Raw genomic sequence first — 17,452 nt, 5'->3', positions numbered from 1 at the left:
AACCCCTTTCGCGAATGGTTCAGTCAGAAGTCAAGACAGACGTTCAGACAGGTGTTCAGACAGGTGTTCGTGCAGGTGTTCAGATGGTCCCGACGGTCTCGCGCACCGCGCGGGCGACGATCCGCAGGCCCTCGTCCAGTTCCTCGGGCGTGATGGTGAGCGCCGGCAGCAGCTTCACGACCTCGCTCTCCGGGCCGGACGTCTCGATGAGCAGCCCGAGTTCGAAGGCCCGCCGCGCGACCCGCCCCGCACGTGCCTTCTCGTGGAACTCCAGGCCCCACACCAGACCCCGGCCCCGGTACTCCTTGACGTCGGCGAGGTTCTCCTCGGTGATGGAGATCAGCGCCTCCTCGACCTGCTCACCGCGGGCGCGCGTCTGCTTCTCCATGGCGGAGCCGTCGGACCAGTACGTCTCCAGCGCGGCGGCGGCGGTGACGAACGCCGGGTTGTTGCCGCGGAACGTGCCGTTGTGCTCGCCCGGCTCCCAGATGTCCAGCTCGGGCCTGAACAGGCAGAGGGACATGGGGAGTCCGTACCCGCTGATGGACTTCGACACGGTGACGATGTCGGGCACGATGCCCGCCTCCTCGAAGGAGAAGAAGGCGCCGGTACGCCCGCAGCCCATCTGGATGTCGTCGACGATCAGCAGCATGTCCTGCCGTGCGCACAGGTCGGCCAGCGCCCGCAGCCACTCGGGGCGCGCCACGTTGATGCCGCCCTCGCCCTGCACGCTCTCCACGATCACGGCGGCCGGCTTGTTGAGACCGGAGCCCTGGTCCTCCAACAGCCGCTCGAACCACAGGAAGTCGGGGACGGTTCCCTCGAAGTAGTTGTCGAAGGGCATCGGGGTGCCGTGCACCAGCGGAATGCCGGCGCCGGCCCGCTTGAAGGCGTTGCCGGTCACGGCGAGCGACCCGAGAGACATCCCGTGGAAGGCGTTGGTGAAGGAGACGATGGACTCCCGCCCCTTGACCTTCCGCGCCAACTTCAGGGCCGCCTCGACGGCGTTGGTGCCCGTCGGGCCCGGAAACATGACCTTGTACGGCAGTTCGCGGGGCCGCAGCACCAGGTCCTGGAAGGCCTGCAGGAACGCGCGCTTGGCGGCGGTCGACATGTCGAGCCCGTGGGTGACGCCGTCCCGTTCCAGATAGTCGATCAACGCCCGTTTCAGTACGGGGTTGTTGTGACCGTAGTTGAGTGATCCGGCGCCGGCGAAGAAGTCGAGGTAGGCGTGGCCGTCCTCGTCGTACATACGGCTGCCCTGCGCACGGTCGAACACGGCGGGCCAGCTGCGGCAGTAGCTGCGGACCTCGGACTCGACGGTCTCGAAGACGCTCAGGTCGGGCTGGGTGATGGTCACGGCGGTGAACTCCTTGCGGTGGGGGGTGAGTCAGCCGGAGAAGTCTGGGAACTCGGGGAGTTCCGAAGGCCAGGAGAGGGGACCGATGCGGTACAGCACCTCGGGTTCGTGCAGGTCGTGCAGACCGTGCCGGGTGTGCGGCTCCTCCGGTTCCGCCGGCTCGCTCGGGAACAGGCCCGCGTCGAACAGCACCTCACGCTCGACGGTGGCCCCGTGGCGTTCCGCGAACGAGGTGAACAGCCGCTCGGAGGCGGTGTTGCCCGGCGTGATGGTGGTTTCGAGGCTGGTGAGCCCCCGCTCGGCGCCGACCCGCCGGGTCAGCCCGTCGAGCAGCGCGGCGGCGAGCCCGCGCCCCTGGTGGTCGGCGTCGACGGCCACCTGCCAGATGAGCAGGGTGCCCGGCCGCTCCGGCCGGACGTACCCGGTGACGAAGCCGACCGGTCTCCCGTCGGTGTCCCGGGCGACGGCCGAGGTGGCGGCGAAGTCCCGGCACCACAGGAGATAGCTGTACGACGAGTTGAGGTCGAGAACTTTCGAGTCCCGGGCGATCCGCCACAGCGCGGCCCCGTCGGCAATCACCGGGAGGTCAATTTGCAGGTCTGTCCGTACGGCACTCATGCAAATTGAACTTACCGAGAGAAAATCAAAAATGCATCGCCGGTCGGGGTTACGTGCGGGCATGCAATGTGTTATCAGGCGCGCACGGGAAAGCCCGCTTTGTCTGGTAGATAATCTGACAAAGCGGGCGCGTTGTTGAATGCGTCACACGCATGTAATTCACTTGAATCGTTCGCAGAACCTTTGCGTTTAGGTCAGCGAAAAGCGGGCAGAAGAATGCGGGAAGCTGCCCGCAATTTAATTACCCTATTTCGTTGTGCATTCACGAGGAATTCGCGACGGCGCGTCGGCATCCGTCGATGTCCACCGTCAGCCCCCGGTCCGCCAGCGCCGCGCCCAGGGCGACCAGACTCCCGAGCACCGCCTCTCGCGTCGCGTCCGCCCCGTAGTGGTTGACCCGGATCATCTCCTTGGCCAGCGCGCCCCCGCCCGCCGCCAGTGGCAGTGCCGGATCGACGGCCAGCGCGCTCGCGACCAGCTCCGACGCGACGACCCCGGAGGGCGTCCGCAGGGTCGTGGCGACCGGTGCCGCGTCCCGGGCCTCGTACACATAGGGCTCAAAGCCGCCGCCCAGTGCGAGCGCCCCCGCGCGGGTGGCCGCCGCCGCGGCGGTGTGCCGGGCGATCACCGTGTCGACCCCCACCGCCTCGATCCGCTCGACACACGCCTCCAGCGCGAGCATCTCCAGCTGGGCGGGAGCGTGCGGGAGGGTGCGCCGGCCGCCGTCGATCCACCGCTCCTTCCAGTCCAGCAGGGAGAGGTACGACCGGCGCGGCGCCCCCGGATTCGCCGCCATCCGCGCCCACGCCCGCTCGCTCACCGACACCGCCGACACCCCGGCCGGCCCGCCCATCGCCTTCTGCGCCCCGATCACGCACAGGTCGACGCCCCACGCGTCCGGCAGCACCGGCTCGGCGCCCACCGACGCGACGGCGTCGAGGTAGAAGAGCGCGCCGTGTTCCCGTACCGCCTCGCCGATCTCCGCGACCGGGTTGGTGTTGCCGGTCGCCGCCTCCGCGTGCACCAGCGAGACGAAGTCGATCTCCGGGTGCGCGGCGAACGCCTCCCGGACCTGCGCGGCCGTGACCGCCGCGTGGAAGGGCACCGCGAGGTCGACGACCGTGGCGCCGCAGTCGCGCAGCCAGTCGCCGAACGTCTGCCCGTAGGGGCCCGTGACGATGTTGAGGGCGGTCGTGCCCGGGCCGGCCGTCCCCCTGATGGCTCCTTCGAGGGGCAGCAGCGCCTCGCCCTGCATGATCACGACGTCCTGCTCGGTGGAGAGCAGCCGCGCCACGCGGTCCTCGATCGACGCGAAGCGCGCGGCGGTCAGCGGCGCCAGGTCCAGGAAGGGGTGCGTGGTCACGGAGGTGCTCTCTTCGGATCGCGGGGCAGATGAGTCGAGTCGAGTCGAGACTAACCGGAGATCCCCGGGGATCCCTCTGGCCCTCGGGTCGACGGGGTCCGAGGCCGCACCGCCTCAAAACCACAGGTCACATGGCGCCGCAACCATGGGAATGATTTGAGATAGTCAAACGTCTCCTTATAATCAGAACTCACAGTCCCCCCACAGGAGGTCCCCGTGAACACGGTCCTCGGACGACGGTCCCGCATCCTGGCCGCCACCACCGCGACGGCCGGGCTCCTGCTCGTGGCTGGCTGCTCCTCGGACGGCGGCGGTGGCGGCGCCTCGAAGACCGCCGCCGGCGGGGTCGAACTCGTCAAGGGCGGCCAGCTCACCGTCTGCACCCATCTGCCCTACCCGCCCTTCCAGTCGGTGATCGACGGCAGGGAGCAGGGCTTCGACGTGTCGCTCGTGGACCTCGTCGCGAAGAACCTCGGCGTGAAGCAGAAGATCCTCGACACGCCCTTCGAGAACTTCAAGACGGGCGCCTTCCTCAACGCGGAGCAGTGCGACCTCGGCGCGGCCGGCATGACCATCACCGAGGAGCGCAAGAAGAACGTCGACTTCTCCGACCCGTACTTCGCCGCCACGCAGGCAGTCCTCGTCGACAAGAAGAGCGGCATCACCTCCTTCGCCGGCCTCAAGGGCAAGAAGGTCGGCGCCCAGGCGCAGACGACCGGCGAGGACTACGCCAAGGGCAAGAATCTCGACCCCGTCTCCTTCGAGTCCTCCGACGCGGTCCTCAACGGCCTGCGCACCGGCCAGGTCGAGGCTGTGATCATCGACTACCCGGTGGTTCAGGGCTGGCTCAAGGACAAGGCCAACGCCGACGCCTTCAAGGTGGTGGACAACCTCAACACCGGTGAGCAGTACGGCTTCACGGTGAAGAAGGGCAACACCAAGCTGCTCGCCGCCATCAACAAGGTGATCACCGACGCGAAGGCCGACGGCACGTACAAGAAGCTGTACGAGCAGTGGATCGGCCCGTACGACGAGGCCGCGGCCGCTCCGTCCGCGTCATGACCGAGGCGTCCGCGAAGCAAGTACAGCCCCGCAAGCAGGGGTTGAGCCGAACCCAGAAGCGGGCGCTGTCCCGTGGCGCCCAGTACGCGCTGTTCGTCGCGGCTGTCGTCGCCCTCGCGGTGTCGGCCGACTGGGCCCGTCTGAAGAACCAGTTCGCGCAGGCGGACCTGGCCAAGCAGATGTTCCCGGAGATCATCACGCTGGCCCTCAAGAACACCATCCTCTACACCCTCTCCGGCTTCGTCTTCGGCCTGGTGCTGGGGATGCTGATCGCCCTGATGCGGCTGTCACCGGTGGGCCCCTACCGCTGGGTCGCGGGCATCTACATCGAGATCTTCCGGGGCCTGCCCGCCCTGCTGATCTTCATCTTCGTCGGCGTGGCGGTACCCCTCGCCTTCCCCGGCACGGAGATCCCCGGCGGAACGTACGGCAAGGTGGCGCTGGCACTCGGCCTGGTGTCGGCCGCGTACATGGCGGAGACGATCCGCGCGGGCATCCAGGCGGTGCCCAAGGGGCAGCTGGAGGCGGCCCGTTCACTGGGCTTCTCGCATGCGCGGGCGATGGTCTCGATCATCATCCCGCAGGCGTTCCGGATCGTGATCCCGCCGCTCACCAACGAGTTGGTGCTCCTGTTCAAGGACTCCTCGCTGGTGCTGTTCCTCGGCGTCACCCTGGACGAACGCGAACTGGCCAAGTACGGCCGCGACCTGGCGAGCCAGACCGCCAACTCCACGCCGATCCTGGTGGCGGGCCTGTGCTATCTGCTGGTGACGGTGCCGCTGGGCTTCGTCGTACGACGGCTGGAGACGAAGGCGGGGGAGGCGACGCGATGAGCGACGGCAGCAAGGACGTGAGCGTGCAGGACGCGATCGTTCCGGAGATCCAGGTCCGGGACCTGTACAAGTCGTTCGGCGACAACGAGGTGCTGCGCGGTATCGACCTGGAGATCGGACAGGGCGAGGTCGTGTGCGTGATCGGCCCGTCCGGCTCCGGGAAGTCGACTCTCCTGCGCTGTGTGAACCTCCTGGAGGAGCCGACGAAGGGCCAGGTCTTCGTCGGCGGTACGGAGGTCACGCACCCGGACGTCGACATCGACGAGGTCCGCCGCCGTATCGGCATGGTCTTCCAGCAGTTCAACCTCTTCCCGCATCTGACGGTGACGGAGAACCTGACACTCCCGCAACGCCGGGTGCTGAAGCGGGACAAGGCTCAGGCCGCCCGGGTGGCGGCGGAGAACCTGGAGCGCGTGGGGCTCACCGAGAAGGCGGACGCCTACCCGTCGTCCCTCTCCGGCGGTCAGCAGCAACGGGTCGCCATCGCGCGGGCGTTGGCGATGGGCCCGGAGGTCATGCTGTTCGACGAGCCGACGTCGGCGCTCGACCCCGAACTGGTGGGGGACGTCCTGGCGGTGATGCGCAGGCTGGCGAACGAGGGCATGACGATGATGGTCGTCACGCACGAGATGACGTTCGCCCGCGAGGTCGCCGACCGGGTCGTCTTCATGGACGGCGGAGTGATCGTCGAGGACGGCACCCCGGCGCAGGTCATCAGCAACCCCTCCCACGAACGCACCCGCCACTTCCTCTCCCGTCTGCTGGACCCGGCGATGGCGGACGTGGAGGAGACTGACGAGAAAACGAGGGATCGGCCGAACTAAGGTGCCGTCCATGAGAGATCAGACGGTGCTGCGGGTGAAGGGGCGGGTGCTCGTCGGCCCGGAGGAGACCCGCGACGAGTTGTGGGTGGTCGGCGGCAGGATCACGTACGACCGCCCGCCCGGCGCCCGTGACGTCCGCACGGTGGAGGGCTGGGCGCTGCCCGGTCTGGTCGACGCGCACTGCCATGTGGGCCTCGGGCCGCACGGCCCCGTGCCCGAGGACACGGCGGAGAAGCAGGCGCTGACCGACCGGGACGCCGGAACCCTCCTCATCCGGGACGCCGGGTCGCCGTCGGACACCCGCTGGACCGACGCCCGCGAGGACCTGCCGAAGATCATCAGGGCGGGTCGGCACATCGCCCGCACCCGCCGCTACATCCGGGGCTTCGCGCACGAGATCGAGCCGGACGACCTGGTGGCGTACGTCGCCCAGGAGGCCCGGCGCGGCGACGGCTGGGTGAAACTGGTGGGGGACTGGCTGGACCGCGGCACCGGCGACCTCTCCGCCTGCTGGCCGCGCGAGGCCGTGGAGGCGGCGATCGCGGAGGCCCACCGACTGGGCGCGCGGGTCACGGCCCACTGCTTCGCGGAGGACTCCCTGCGGGACCTGGTCGAGGCGGGTATCGACTGCGTCGAGCACGCGACGGGCCTGACCGAGGACACGATCCCCCTGTTCGCCGCACGCGGCGTGGCGATCGTCCCGACCCTGGTGAACATCGCGACGTTCCCGAACCTGGCGGCAGCCGGCGACGCCAAGTTCCCGACCTGGTCGGCCCATATGCGCCGCCTGCACGAACGCCGCTACGACACGGTGCGTGCCGCCTACGACGCGGGGATCCCGGTGTACGTCGGCACGGACGCGGGAGGCACGTTGCCGCACGGGCTGGTCGCGGCGGAGGTGGCCGAACTGACCAGGGCCGGCATCCCGGCGCTCGCGGCGCTGTCGGCGACGACGTGGGGTGCGCGGGAGTGGCTGGGGCGGCCGGGGCTGGCGGAGGGGGCGGTGGCGGACCTGGTGGTGTACGAGAGTGATCCGCGGGCGGACGTACGGGTGTTGGGGGCGCCGTCGCGGGTGGTGCTGAACGGGCGGGTCGTGGACTGACCGGCGTGATGCGAGGGACCCGGGTGAATGTGGCGAACATCCGTGCCGTGAGATTCGAAGATCTGCGCGGAAACCTCACGTAGGAGTGAAGTCCCGTCAGATTGCTGACCGTTCACTGCCAGTACGTAATTCTTACCGGGTCCCAAGCGTGTCTCTTCCGAGGGGTCCCCGAACCGTGAACGCCAACCACTTCCGCCTGCCCGCACGCCGTCTGGCCACTGTCGCTGCGGCCACGGCCCTGGCGGCCGCCGGTCCAGCTGCCCTGGCCCACGCCACGGAGGACCCGGGCAGCGCGAGCGCGGTCGTCCTCCGCACGGGCCTGAACGTCTCGCTCCTCAACAAGAGCGTGAACGTCCCGCTCGCGGTCTCCCTGAACGAGGTCCAGGCGCCGCGGAGCGCCGAACAGACCGCACTGACAGCCACGTTGGACGGCGTGGACGGTGGAAAACCGTTCACCGTGCTCGGTGCGGAGGTCGCGGAGTCCAAGGCGACGGTGACGGACGGAAAGGCGGAAGCGTCGACGAAGCTCGCGCACGCCAAGCTCCACGTGCCAGGGCTCCCCCTTCTGTCGCTGATCGAGGTGGAGCAGGTCACGTCGAAGGCGACCTGCGTGGCGGGGGAGAAGCCGGTCGCCTCCGCGAACCTCCTGGGTTCGGTGACGGCCCTCGGCAAGAAGGTGACGCTGACGCCGAGCGGCCCGGTCGAGGTGAAGGTGCCGGGAGTCGGTGAGGTGCGGCTGGACCTGTCCCGGACGGAGACGACGACCCGTACGGCGGCTGCGACCGCGCTCGAACTCAAGGTGTCCGTCAACCCGTTGGACCTCAACGTGGCAGAAGTAGAGGGCACGGTCACCCTCGCGAAGGCGACCTGCGAGACCCCGGCCACCCAGGCGGCGCCGCCGACACAACCGGCGACGGAGGTGAAGCCGCAGGGAGGAACAGCCCCGGCACCCAGTCCGGCCGAGGCGGGCCTCGCGGAAACGGGCAGCAGCTCGATGACGCCATACCTGGCGGGCGGAGCGGCGGCACTGCTCGCGGCGGGCGCGGGAGCGGTAGCCCTGGCCCGGCGGCGGGCGAAGAAGTGAGGCGCGGACGCCTGAATTGCCGACGCAGGCCCGCATTTCCAGCCTGTCCGGCGTTTGAGGACAAGGCCCGTTCAGGGCCGGAGCGGGGGCCTGGGGGCGCAGCCCCCAGGGATGGGACGGGTAAGGGCGGCGGGGGCGAGGAAACTCACCGCCCCGCCAACATCACCGCCCGGTCGAACGCCTGCAGAAACCCGTTCACCGTCACCCGATCCCGCACAGCCACCCGCAACCACTCCTCCCCCAGCCCAGGAAACGTGTCCCCCCGCCGCACCGCATACCCCAGCCCCCGCAACCGCTCCCGCACCGCGACCGCCAGCGGCACCCGCACCAGAACGAACGGCCCCTCCGCCGGCCCCACCACCCACACCCCGTCGGATCCGAACTCCGCCAGCCCGGCGACGAGATGAGCCCGGTCCGCCGCGACACGCCGCGCAGCCCCCGCCGCCTCCGTCAGCGCCCGCCCCGAGACGCACGCCTCCGCCGCGGCCAGCGCCGGCGTGGACACCGGCCACAGCGGCTGCGCCCGCTCCAGCTCCACCACCGTCTCCGGAGCCGCCAGCACGTATCCGATCCGCAGCCCCGCCAGCCCCCACGTCTTCGTCAGGCTCCGCAGCACCACGAGCCCGGGCACGTCAGTACGCCCGGCCAGCGACTCCCGCTCACCCGGCACCGCGTCCATGAACGCCTCGTCGACCACCAACGTCCGCCCAGGACGGGCGAGTCGAAGGAGCGAGGCAGTCGGATGCAGCACAGACGTGGGGTTCGTCGGATTGCCGATCACCACCAGGTCGGCGTGCTCGGGTACCAGCGCCGCGTCCAGCCGGAACCCGTCCTCGGCCCGCAACAGCACCCGGTCCACACTGTGCCCGGCGTCCCGCAGTGCCGCCTCCGGCTCCGTGAACTGCGGATGCACGATCACCGGCCGCCGCACCTTCAGGGCGCGCGCCAGCAGCACGAACGCCTCCGCGGCCCCGGCGGTGAGCAGTACCCGCTCCACCGGCACCCCGTGCCGAGCCGCCACCGCCGCCCGGGCGGCCCGTCCGTCGGGATACGCGGCGAGCCCGCCGAGCGACCCGGCGATGTGCTCACGCAGCCAGGCCGGCGGGGTGTCCGCCCGGACGTTCACGGCGAGGTCGACCAACTTGGCGCCGTCGTCACGTACTTCGGCGTCGCCGTGGTGCCGGAGGTCGTGGCCGCCGGTGTCTCCGTGGGTGTCTCCGTCAGTGCGCATGGGAGTGCGAGTGCCCGTGTGAGTGTTGTCCATGATGGTGACCATCGTGGTCGCTGTCGTCGTCCGGATGGAAGTGCGGCTGCTGAGGCATTCCGACCTTGTCCTCGAAACCGGGCAGCGCGATCCGGTACACACACGAGTCGCAGTTCATCCGCAGATCCCCCTGCACGGCTTCCCGGTACCGCTCCATGACCAGGTCGAGCAACTCCGGCTCCGGACCGATGACATCGGCGGACCGCACCTCGATCTCCGGGTGCGCGGCGGCCCAGCCCTCCGTCTGGTGCCGTACCCGGTCCGGCAGGATCCCGGTGAACAGGAAGTAGGGCAGGACGACGATCCGTCGCGCCCCCAGCTTCACGCACCGGTCGAGCCCCGAGGGCACGTCCGGCGCCGCCAGCGACACGAAGGCCGTCTCGACACCGGCGTACCCGCGCCCCTCCCACAGCAGCCGCGCCGCCTTGAGCACCTCGGCGTTGGCGTCCGGGTCGGTGGAGCCGCGCCCGACCAGCAGCACGGTCACGTCGGCCCGGTCGGCGGGCGTACGCGCTCCTCCGCCCAGCGCCTCCTCCAGCCGCCGCTCCAGCACGGTCAGCAGCGCCGGGTGCGGGCCCAGCGGACGCCCGTACGTGTAGGAGATCCCCGGGTGCCGTTCCTTCTCCCGGGACAGCGCGGCCGGGATGTCCCCCTTGGCGTGCCCGGCGGACACCAGCATCAGCGGAACGGCGGCGAACCGTCGTACCCCCCGCTCCACCAGCTCGGTCACGGCGTCGCCCAACGGTGGCGGCGACAGCTCGATGAAGCCGCCCGCGACGGGTAGTTCGGGGTTGCGGCGCCCCAACTCCCGTACGAAGTCACGGAACGCCTCGGCCCCGGCCTCGTCCCGGGTGCCATGGCCGGCGATGAGCAGGGCGGGGGGCGGGGTGGTCACGATGTCTCCTCGGACGGTGAAGTGTGTGAAGTGATGCGGAACGTACGGTTGTTGAGAAGGAGGCCGGGAAGCACCGGACGAGGGTTCATCGCGGCGCCTCCTGCCAGCGGTACCCGCGAGGCGTGACCATACGGCCCGCGATGTTCCGGGTCGCGGTGTTGCCGACCGTCACGACCGTCATCATGTCGACGGTCGCCGGGTCCAGGCCGGCCAACGTCGTGACGCGGCTGGACTCGTCGGGCCGCGACGCGTTCCGTACGACACCCACGGGCGTCGTCGGCTCCCGGTGCGCGCCGAGGATGGCGAGCGCCTTGGGCAGCTGCCAGTCACGGCCCCGGCTGCGCGGGTTGTAGAACGTCACGACGATGTCCGCCTCGGCCGCGGCCAGCACCCGCCGCTCGATGACGTGCCAGGGCGTGTGCAGGTCGGAGAGGCTGATGGACACATGGTCGTGGCCGAGCGGGGCCCCGAGGATCGCACCGGCGGCGAGGGCGGCCGTGACGCCCGGCACCCCGACCACGTCGATGTCGTCGGACGCCTCGGCGAGCGCGGGTGACGCCATCGCGTACACGCCCGCGTCCCCGCTGCCGATCAGCGCGACCGCCTGCCCCTTCCGGGCCTCGGCCACCGCCGTCCGGGCCCGTTCCTCCTCGGCGCCGAGTCCCGACTCCAGGATCCGGGTACCGGGCCGCAGCAGATCACGGATCTGGTCGACGTACTGATCGAGCCCGACCAGCACCGACGCCCGCCGCAACTCCGCCTCGGCACGCGGCGTCAGCAGGTCCCGCGCTCCGGGCCCGAGCCCCACGACCGCGAGCCGCCCGCGCCCCGGCCGCCGTACGACAGCGCAGGTCGCCATGGCAGGCGTCCCGTCCGCACGTGCCGACTTCCGCTTGGGTACGAGGAGTTCGCCCCCGCCGACCAGCGCGGCGGCCTCCGCCACGGACGGCGTACCGACGGCGGCGAGCGGCGCGGCGGAGGGATTGGGCACCGCGACCCCGGCCAACTCGTCGGCGGGGTACGTCACCACGGGCACTCCGAGCCGCTCGGCGGCCCCGATGATCCCGGGCTCGTCCGCCTTGGCGTCGACGGTGGCCAGCGCGGCGACCGAGGCCACCGACAGCCCCGCGTCCACCAACGCGCCCCGGACCAGAGCGAGTACCTCCTCGACCGGAGCACCCTTGGAGGCACCCACACCGACGACGAGCGACGGAGGCCGCAGCACGACCGCACCGGCGCCGACACCGTCACCGTCGATCAGCCGGTCGGTCACCCGGATGGTCGGCCCGTCGCCCGGCACCGCACTCCCGACGTTGGCCGGCAGCGCGGGCAGCGGCCAGACCGACTCCAGCTCCAGCGCGACGGGTTCACCGTCGAGCAGCGCCCGCGAGACCCCCGCGACATCGCCCTCCACGGGCATCCCGAGGGTGTCGAGACCCGGTACCCCCACGGAGTCCGTCGCGGTGGTCACCACCGGCTCCGCACCCAGCAACCGCCCGACCGCGAGGGCGAGTTCGTTGGCCCCGCCGCCGTGCCCGCCGACCAGCGACACGGCGAACCGGCCGCCCTCGTCGACGCACACCACACCGGGGTCGGAAGCCTTGTCCGACAGCAGCGGGGCGACCAGCCGTACGACCGCCCCCGTGGCCAGGAAGCACACGAGCTGCGTGCACTCTCCGAACGCGCGCCGGACGGCGTCGGCGACCGGCCCCTCGTACACACGCGTACGGTCGGGCCAGGCGGCGGCGAGCCGATCACGCCCCGCCGCGCCCGCCGCCGTAGCGGAAATCAGGCCGATCACAGAGCAACTCCTTCATCACTGGTACGTCTGTCTGTATGCGCTGCGGGGCGCGTGCCCCACAGCAGGAAAACGGGATTGGTCGCCGCGAGCCGGGACACCTCACCCGGCAGCGGTGCGAGCCGGGACGACTGCAACAACACCCCGTCGCAGTCGAGTCCGGCACCGACGAGCGCCGCACGCACGGCCGGCACCCGGTCGAGGGCGGCCATCGCGACCACCACCGTCCGCCGGGCCCGCCCCGCACACGCGCTGACGATCGCCGGCAGCTCACGCCCGCCCCCGCCGATGAACACCGCGTCGGGCTCGTCGAGTTCGGACGCCTCAGGGAGATCACCAGGAGCTGACCCCTCCACCACCCGCACGTCGACACCGTGCGCGGCGGCGTTCGCCCGCACCCGCTCCGCCCCGTCCGGCGTCTTCTCGACGGCGACGACGGCGGCCCCGAGCCGCGCGCACTCCACGGCCACGGACCCGGAGCCCGCGCCGATGTCCCAGACCAGGTCACCGAGGCGCGGCCCGAGCCGGGCCAGCGCCAGGGCGCGTACCTCGAACTTGGTGATCATCGAGTCACGATGGGTGAACTCCCGTTCATCCAGGGCCCATCGGGCGGGCCCGACGAACTCCCCGGCGACCGTGACAGGGGCGGGGGCGAGAGCCCGCGACTCGTCCAGGCACAGCACCACGCTGACCGCGTCACCCCAGCTCCGCGCCGCCGCCTCGGCAGGGGTGACCCGCTCGACGCGTTCGAGTTCCGGATCACCCAGCGCCGAGGCGACGACCAGAACACGCGCCCCCGGACCAACGCCAGAACCATCGCCCGGACCGCCGGTCAGTGCCGCGCCCAGTTCGGCGGGACCGGCGCCGGGCCCGGTCAGCACAGCCACCTTCGGCCGCGCCCGGCACACGTTCACCGCCGTACGCAGCGCCCGCCCGTGCGCGCTGACGACCACGGCGTCGTCCCAGGTCAGCCCCACCCGGGCGAACGCGGCCGCGACGGAGGACACCCCCGGCCGGACATCGAGCAGCCCGGCCCCGAACCGTTCGGCCAGCGCCCGCACGATCCCGAAGAACCCGGGATCACCGGAGGCGAGCACGACAACGGGCCGCTCCCTCCCGACGTACTCCTCGATGGTGTCGAGCGCGGGAGCCAGCGCCCCGAGGACGACCTGCTCGGCACCCTCCGCCACCTCGGCGGACACCGCGGCCAGATGCCGCCGGCCGCCCACGACCAGCGCGGCCCCGGCGACGGCGGCCGTGGCGTCCGGCGGAAGCGGCGCCCCCGTTCCCGTACCGATGACGGTGATCACGTACTCGCCCCGCGCTCGCGCAGCGCCCGGCGGGCCTCCGGGTCCGCCTTGCGGAAGCCGTGGAAGTGGCCGGGGTGGTAGAGGTGCGAGCGGGTACCGCTGGCGTCGAGGGCCGGGCCGACGAGGAACAAGGTGTGCTTCCACAGCTTGTGTTCCTTGACCGTCTCCTCCAGCGTCTCGATCGTGCACCGCACGACCAGCTCTTCGGGCCAGGTCGCCTGATAGGCGATGACGACCGGGGTCGACGTCGGGTAACCGCCCTCCAGCAGCTCCCGTACGAGCTGTCCGCTACGGGCGGCTGACAGGAAGATCGCCATGGTGGTCCCGTGCCGGGCGAACTCCCGCACCTCCTCACCCGGCGGCATCGGCGTCTTGCCGCCGCCCAGCCGGGTCAGGATCACGGACTGCGCGACCTCGGGGATGGTCAGCTCGCGCTGGGCGAGAGCGGCGACCGCGGAGAACGAGGAGACCCCGGGGACGATCTCGGTCTCGATCCCGATCTCGGCACACCGGTCGACCTGTTCCTGGGTGCCGCCCCAGAGCGCGGGATCGCCGGAGTGGATACGGGCCACGCGCAGGCCCTCGCGCACGGCACGCTCGTACACGGCGACGACGTCCTCCAGCGACATGGCCGCCGAGTCGAGGATCTCCGCCCCTTCGCGCGCATGTTCGAGAACTGCCTCCTGTACGAGGCTGGCCGCCCAGATCACGATGTCCGCCTCGGCGATGGCGCGGGCCGCGCGGAACGTCAGCAGATCGGCGGCGCCGGGGCCGGCACCGACGAACGTCACCTTGCCGGTGGGAGCGCCAGTGGAAACGTCGGCCGTGGGAGCCATGGGGCGTGATCCTCTCGTACGGAATATCGAAAATGTCAGTAAATATGCGGGTGGGTGTGGAGGTGCGCGAAGGCGGGTCGATCGGATAGCAAGGGCACATGGCGGTCTTCGTCGCGCTCGGCGCGTTCCTGATGACGCTGGCCGGCGGCTGGACGGCACTGCGTGTGACCGACCGCCGCCATCTCGTCCTGGGCCTGGCCGGCGGTCTGATGCTGGGCGTGGTCGGCCTCGACCTGCTGCCGGAGGCGCTGCATGCGGCGGGCGAGGAGGTGTTCGGTGTACCGGCGGCGCTGCTGCTGTTCGTCACCGGCTTTCTGCTGGCCCATCTGGTGGAACGACTGCTCGCCGTACGACAGGCCGCCCACGGCGCCGCCACGGGGACCGGGGAGCACGGGACGAACGACGGCCGGGCGCCCCAGGTCGGGCTGACGGCCGCCGCGGCGATGGTCGGCCACAGCGCGATGGACGGCGTCGCGATCGGCGCGGCCTTCCAGGTGGGCGGCGGGATGGGCCTCACGGTCGCGCTCGCCGTGATCGCGCACGACTTCGCCGACGGCTTCAACACGTACACGATCACGAGCCTGTACGGAAACGCCCGCCGCAAGGCCCTGGCCATGCTGTTCGCCGACGCGGCGGCACCGGTCGCGGGTGCGACCTCCACCCTCTTCTTCACGATCCCCGAACGGGCGCTCGGCGGCTATCTCGGCCTCTTCGGCGGCGTACTGCTCTACCTCGCCGCCGCCGAGATCCTCCCCGAGGCACACCACGACCATCCCACCCACTCGACGGTGCTGTGCACGATCGCGGGCGTGGCGTTCATCTGGCTGGTGGTGGGCCTGTCGGGCTGAGCCCGAGCGCGTGCCGTCGAGGCGGTGGCTCACAACTTGCCGCCCCGCCCGCCGTCGCGTGGCGCGGGCGCGATGAGGGTGGAGAGGTACGGGAGCGGCGCACCGTCGAGTTCGGCGGCGGGCCGGATGGACTCGTCCTCCAGCCCCAGGGCCGACCCCCACACCGCGTCACCGATCCGCCCGCTCTCCCGCAACGCCTCGGCGACCTCCCGCGACTGCCGCCCGAACTTGTACGCCACGACGGTGCCCGGCCCGCTCAGCGCCTCCTTGAGCACAGCGGCCCCGGCTGTCACGGGCACGAGCGTCAGCGGCTCGGTCCCCTCGGTGAGCACGGCCCCCGACCGCGCCGCCAGATCCTGCATCGCGGTGATACCGGGCACGGTCTCCACGACGACCGACGGCACCAACTCGCTGATCGTGTGGGCGAGATAGGTGAACGTCGAGTACACGTTGGGATCACCGATGGTCGCGAAGGCGACGACCGTGTGCGCGCCGAGCAACTCGGCGACCCGGGCACCGGCGGCATCCCAGGCGGCCTCGCGCCGACCGCGGTCGGACCGCTCGTTGAGCGCGAAGACCACCCGGACGATCTTCTCGGCGGGCACGTAGTGCAGCACGGTGGCCTCGGCACGCCCCCGCTCAAGGGTGTCCATCACGGGTACGACGATCACATCGGCGGCGCGCAGCGCGTTGACGCCCTTGACGGTCACGAGTTCGGGATCGCCGGGCCCGACCCCCACACCGATAAGCCTGCTGATGCTGCTCATGACGTCAGGCACCTCTCCACGAACCGACGGGCGACACCGGGCGCCGACGCCCAGTGCGTGTGCAGATAGCTCGCGTGCACACCGCGCTGTACAAATCCTTCGACCCGCCGCTCCGCACCCCGCACACCCCAGGCGGGAGCGGGACCCGCGCCGGGCTCGACGACGGTCCGATGGAACTCGTGCCCCCGCATCCGGGTCCCGGCCACCGCGAGCGAACTGTCACTCACAGCCACGGCATCCCGATAGCCGAGGGTGAGCCGGTCACTCATCCGGGCGGTGGCGTCGAGCACCCCGCACATGGGCAGCCCGTCCAACTCCCGGCACAGATACAGCAGCCCGGCACACTCGGCGGCAACGGGCGCACCGCTCTCGGCGAGGGCGGCGACGGACTTGCGCAGCGGCTCATTGGCGGACAACTCACCGCCGAACACCTCGGGAAACCCACCCCCGACGACCATCCCCCGTGTCCCCTCGGGAAGCCGTTCATCCCGAAGCGGATCGAACACGACGACCTCGGCCCCGGCGGCCCGCAACAACTCGACATGCTCGGCATAGGAAAAGGTGAAGGCGGCTCCGCCGGCAAGAGCGACGATAACTTTTGAGGCGCCGCCCGGCACCTCCAGCCCGTCCGGCGCTTGAGGACAAGGCCCGTTCAGGGCCGGAGCGGGGGTCTGGGGGCGCAGCCCCCAGGAACGGGATGGGACGGGTAGGGGCGGCGGGGACGAGGAATCCAGGACCTCACCCGCATCCCACCCCGCACACGACAACGCCCCCGCCCCCCGAGCCACCCCCATCAACGCGTCGAGATCACACCCGTCCAAAACCTGCGCGGCCATAGCCGCGACAGCGGCCACCGCCTCCCCCCGCCGCTCGGCAACAGGCACCAACCCCAGATGCCGAGAAGGCACATCCACCTGCGGAACCCTCCGAAGCACCCCCAGCACAGGCACCCCCACCGACTCCAACGCCTCCCGCAGCATCTCCTCATGCCGGTCCGAGGCGACCTTGTTGAGAATCACGCCCCCGACCCGCACCTCCGGATCCCACGACACGAACCCGTGCACGAGGGCCGCGACGGAACGGGACTGCGAAGAGGCGTCCACAACGAGCACCACCGGCGCCCGCAGCAACTTGGCCACCTGAGCCGTGGACGCGAGTTCCCCCTCGCCCGCGGCCCCGTCGTACAGCCCCATCACACCCTCGACCACGGCGATGTCGCACCCGCGCGCCCCGTGCAGGAACAGCGGCCCGACCAACTCGGGCCCGCACATGTACGCGTCGAGATTCCGCCCCACCCGCCCGGTGGCGAGCGCGTGATACCCGGGGTCGATGTAGTCCGGCCCGACCTTGTGCGGAGACACGGCGAGCCCCCGCGAGGCGAACGCGGCCATCAACCCCGTGGCGACAGTGGTCTTGCCGCTGCCGGAGGAGGGCGCGGCGATGACCAGCCGCGGCACGGAGGCCGAGGGCGAGGGTGATGAAGTCAGC

The 17,452-nt window shown here is 70.9% G+C and carries 16 protein-coding genes; 6 read left to right on the top strand and 10 right to left on the bottom strand.

All coding sequences use genetic code 11. The features are described 5' to 3' along the window. Window positions 1–79: 79 nt before the first annotated feature. The 3 genes from ectB to QA861_RS33830 all read right to left on the bottom strand — a co-directional run bounded on the left by ectB (window position 80) and on the right by QA861_RS33830 (window position 3,341). Entirely contained in the window at window positions 80–1,360 is a 1,281-nt protein-coding gene (gene ectB / locus QA861_RS33840) for a diaminobutyrate--2-oxoglutarate transaminase (protein WP_334592466.1), read from the bottom strand. A gap of 30 nt (window positions 1,361–1,390) precedes the next feature. Next, window positions 1,391–1,978 (bottom strand): diaminobutyrate acetyltransferase, encoded by a 588-nt coding sequence (gene ectA / locus QA861_RS33835; RefSeq protein WP_334592464.1) that lies wholly within the window; start codon window positions 1,976–1,978, stop codon window positions 1,391–1,393. 262 nt (window positions 1,979–2,240) lie between these two features. After that, complete coding sequence (locus QA861_RS33830) at window positions 2,241–3,341, bottom strand: pyridoxal-phosphate-dependent aminotransferase family protein (protein ID WP_334592462.1); 1,101 nt, start codon at window positions 3,339–3,341, stop codon at window positions 2,241–2,243. A gap of 216 nt (window positions 3,342–3,557) precedes the next feature. On the opposite strand from QA861_RS33830, the gene QA861_RS33825 reads away from it, so the two are divergent. From QA861_RS33825 to QA861_RS33805, 5 genes are all read left to right on the top strand, one after another. Continuing rightward, complete coding sequence (locus tag QA861_RS33825; protein WP_334592460.1) at window positions 3,558–4,403, top strand: transporter substrate-binding domain-containing protein; 846 nt, start codon at window positions 3,558–3,560, stop codon at window positions 4,401–4,403. Then, the gene (locus QA861_RS33820; protein WP_334592459.1) at window positions 4,400–5,236 is read left to right on the top strand and encodes an amino acid ABC transporter permease; all 837 of its coding nucleotides are present in this window, start codon (window positions 4,400–4,402) and stop codon (window positions 5,234–5,236) included. The genes QA861_RS33825 and QA861_RS33820 overlap by 4 nt, the downstream gene beginning before the upstream one ends. Next, window positions 5,233–6,060, top strand: coding sequence for an amino acid ABC transporter ATP-binding protein (locus QA861_RS33815; protein ID WP_334592458.1), 828 nt, complete (start codon window positions 5,233–5,235; stop codon window positions 6,058–6,060). The genes QA861_RS33820 and QA861_RS33815 overlap by 4 nt, the downstream gene beginning before the upstream one ends. 10 nt (window positions 6,061–6,070) lie before the next feature. Next, complete coding sequence (locus QA861_RS33810; protein WP_334592457.1) at window positions 6,071–7,162, top strand: amidohydrolase family protein; 1,092 nt, start codon at window positions 6,071–6,073, stop codon at window positions 7,160–7,162. A gap of 175 nt (window positions 7,163–7,337) precedes the next feature. After that, window positions 7,338–8,246, top strand: coding sequence for an SCO1860 family LAETG-anchored protein (locus tag QA861_RS33805; protein ID WP_334592456.1), 909 nt, complete (start codon window positions 7,338–7,340; stop codon window positions 8,244–8,246). 145 nt (window positions 8,247–8,391) lie between these two features. Here QA861_RS33805 and cobC read toward each other — a convergent pair whose 3' ends face one another. The 5 genes from cobC to cobM form a co-directional block, all read right to left on the bottom strand. Then, complete coding sequence (cobC, locus tag QA861_RS33800; protein WP_334592455.1) at window positions 8,392–9,477, bottom strand: Rv2231c family histidinol phosphate aminotransferase CobC; 1,086 nt, start codon at window positions 9,475–9,477, stop codon at window positions 8,392–8,394. After that, window positions 9,467–10,405: a sirohydrochlorin chelatase gene (locus tag QA861_RS33795; RefSeq protein WP_334592454.1), complete on the bottom strand. Its 939-nt coding sequence runs from the start codon at window positions 10,403–10,405 to the stop codon at window positions 9,467–9,469. The genes cobC and QA861_RS33795 overlap by 11 nt, the downstream gene beginning before the upstream one ends. Before the next feature lie 85 nt (window positions 10,406–10,490). Further along, window positions 10,491–12,206 carry a precorrin-3B C(17)-methyltransferase gene (gene cobJ / locus QA861_RS33790; protein ID WP_334592453.1) on the bottom strand — a complete coding sequence of 572 codons (1,716 nt, stop codon included), beginning with the start codon at window positions 12,204–12,206 and terminating at the stop codon, window positions 10,491–10,493. Next, complete coding sequence (cbiE, locus tag QA861_RS33785) at window positions 12,203–13,513, bottom strand: precorrin-6y C5,15-methyltransferase (decarboxylating) subunit CbiE (RefSeq protein WP_334592452.1); 1,311 nt, start codon at window positions 13,511–13,513, stop codon at window positions 12,203–12,205. The genes cobJ and cbiE overlap by 4 nt, the downstream gene beginning before the upstream one ends. Further along, window positions 13,510–14,349 (bottom strand): precorrin-4 C(11)-methyltransferase, encoded by an 840-nt coding sequence (gene cobM / locus QA861_RS33780; protein WP_334592451.1) that lies wholly within the window; start codon window positions 14,347–14,349, stop codon window positions 13,510–13,512. The genes cbiE and cobM overlap by 4 nt, the downstream gene beginning before the upstream one ends. 98 nt (window positions 14,350–14,447) lie before the next feature. On the opposite strand from cobM, the gene QA861_RS33775 reads away from it, so the two are divergent. Continuing rightward, window positions 14,448–15,197, top strand: a complete 750-nt coding sequence (locus QA861_RS33775) for a ZIP family metal transporter (RefSeq protein WP_334592450.1) — start codon at window positions 14,448–14,450, stop codon at window positions 15,195–15,197. Between the two features lie 29 nt (window positions 15,198–15,226). Here the strand turns inward: QA861_RS33775 and cobI are convergent, their stop codons facing one another. Together cobI and QA861_RS33765 are read right to left on the bottom strand one after the other, a co-directional pair. Next, window positions 15,227–15,976, bottom strand: coding sequence for a precorrin-2 C(20)-methyltransferase (gene cobI / locus QA861_RS33770; RefSeq protein ID WP_334592448.1), 750 nt, complete (start codon window positions 15,974–15,976; stop codon window positions 15,227–15,229). Further along, window positions 15,961–17,451: a cobyrinic acid a,c-diamide synthase CobB gene (locus tag QA861_RS33765; protein WP_334594932.1), complete on the bottom strand. Its 1,491-nt coding sequence runs from the start codon at window positions 17,449–17,451 to the stop codon at window positions 15,961–15,963. Before QA861_RS33765 ends, cobI begins: the two co-directional genes overlap by 16 nt. Between the last annotated feature and the right edge of the window lies 1 nt (window position 17,452).

Source organism: Streptomyces sp. B21-083 (genome assembly GCF_036898825.1).
Taxonomy (GTDB): Bacteria; Actinomycetota; Actinomycetes; order Streptomycetales; family Streptomycetaceae; genus Streptomyces.
The sequence above is the reverse complement of the archived record's forward strand: the minus strand, read 5'-3'. Positions and strand labels throughout refer to the sequence as shown.

Coding starts and splice junctions, on each gene's coding strand:
- ectA (WP_334592464.1), bottom strand. CDS start 1,978: ATGAGTGCCGTACGGACAGACCTGCAAATTGACCTCCCGGTGATTGCC.
- QA861_RS33820 (WP_334592459.1), top strand. CDS start 4,400: ATGACCGAGGCGTCCGCGAAGCAAGTACAGCCCCGCAAGCAGGGGTTG.
- QA861_RS33815 (WP_334592458.1), top strand. CDS start 5,233: ATGAGCGACGGCAGCAAGGACGTGAGCGTGCAGGACGCGATCGTTCCG.
- QA861_RS33810 (WP_334592457.1), top strand. CDS start 6,071: ATGAGAGATCAGACGGTGCTGCGGGTGAAGGGGCGGGTGCTCGTCGGC.
- cobC (WP_334592455.1), bottom strand. CDS start 9,477: ATGCGCACTGACGGAGACACCCACGGAGACACCGGCGGCCACGACCTC.
- cobM (WP_334592451.1), bottom strand. CDS start 14,349: ATGGCTCCCACGGCCGACGTTTCCACTGGCGCTCCCACCGGCAAGGTG.
- QA861_RS33775 (WP_334592450.1), top strand. CDS start 14,448: ATGGCGGTCTTCGTCGCGCTCGGCGCGTTCCTGATGACGCTGGCCGGC.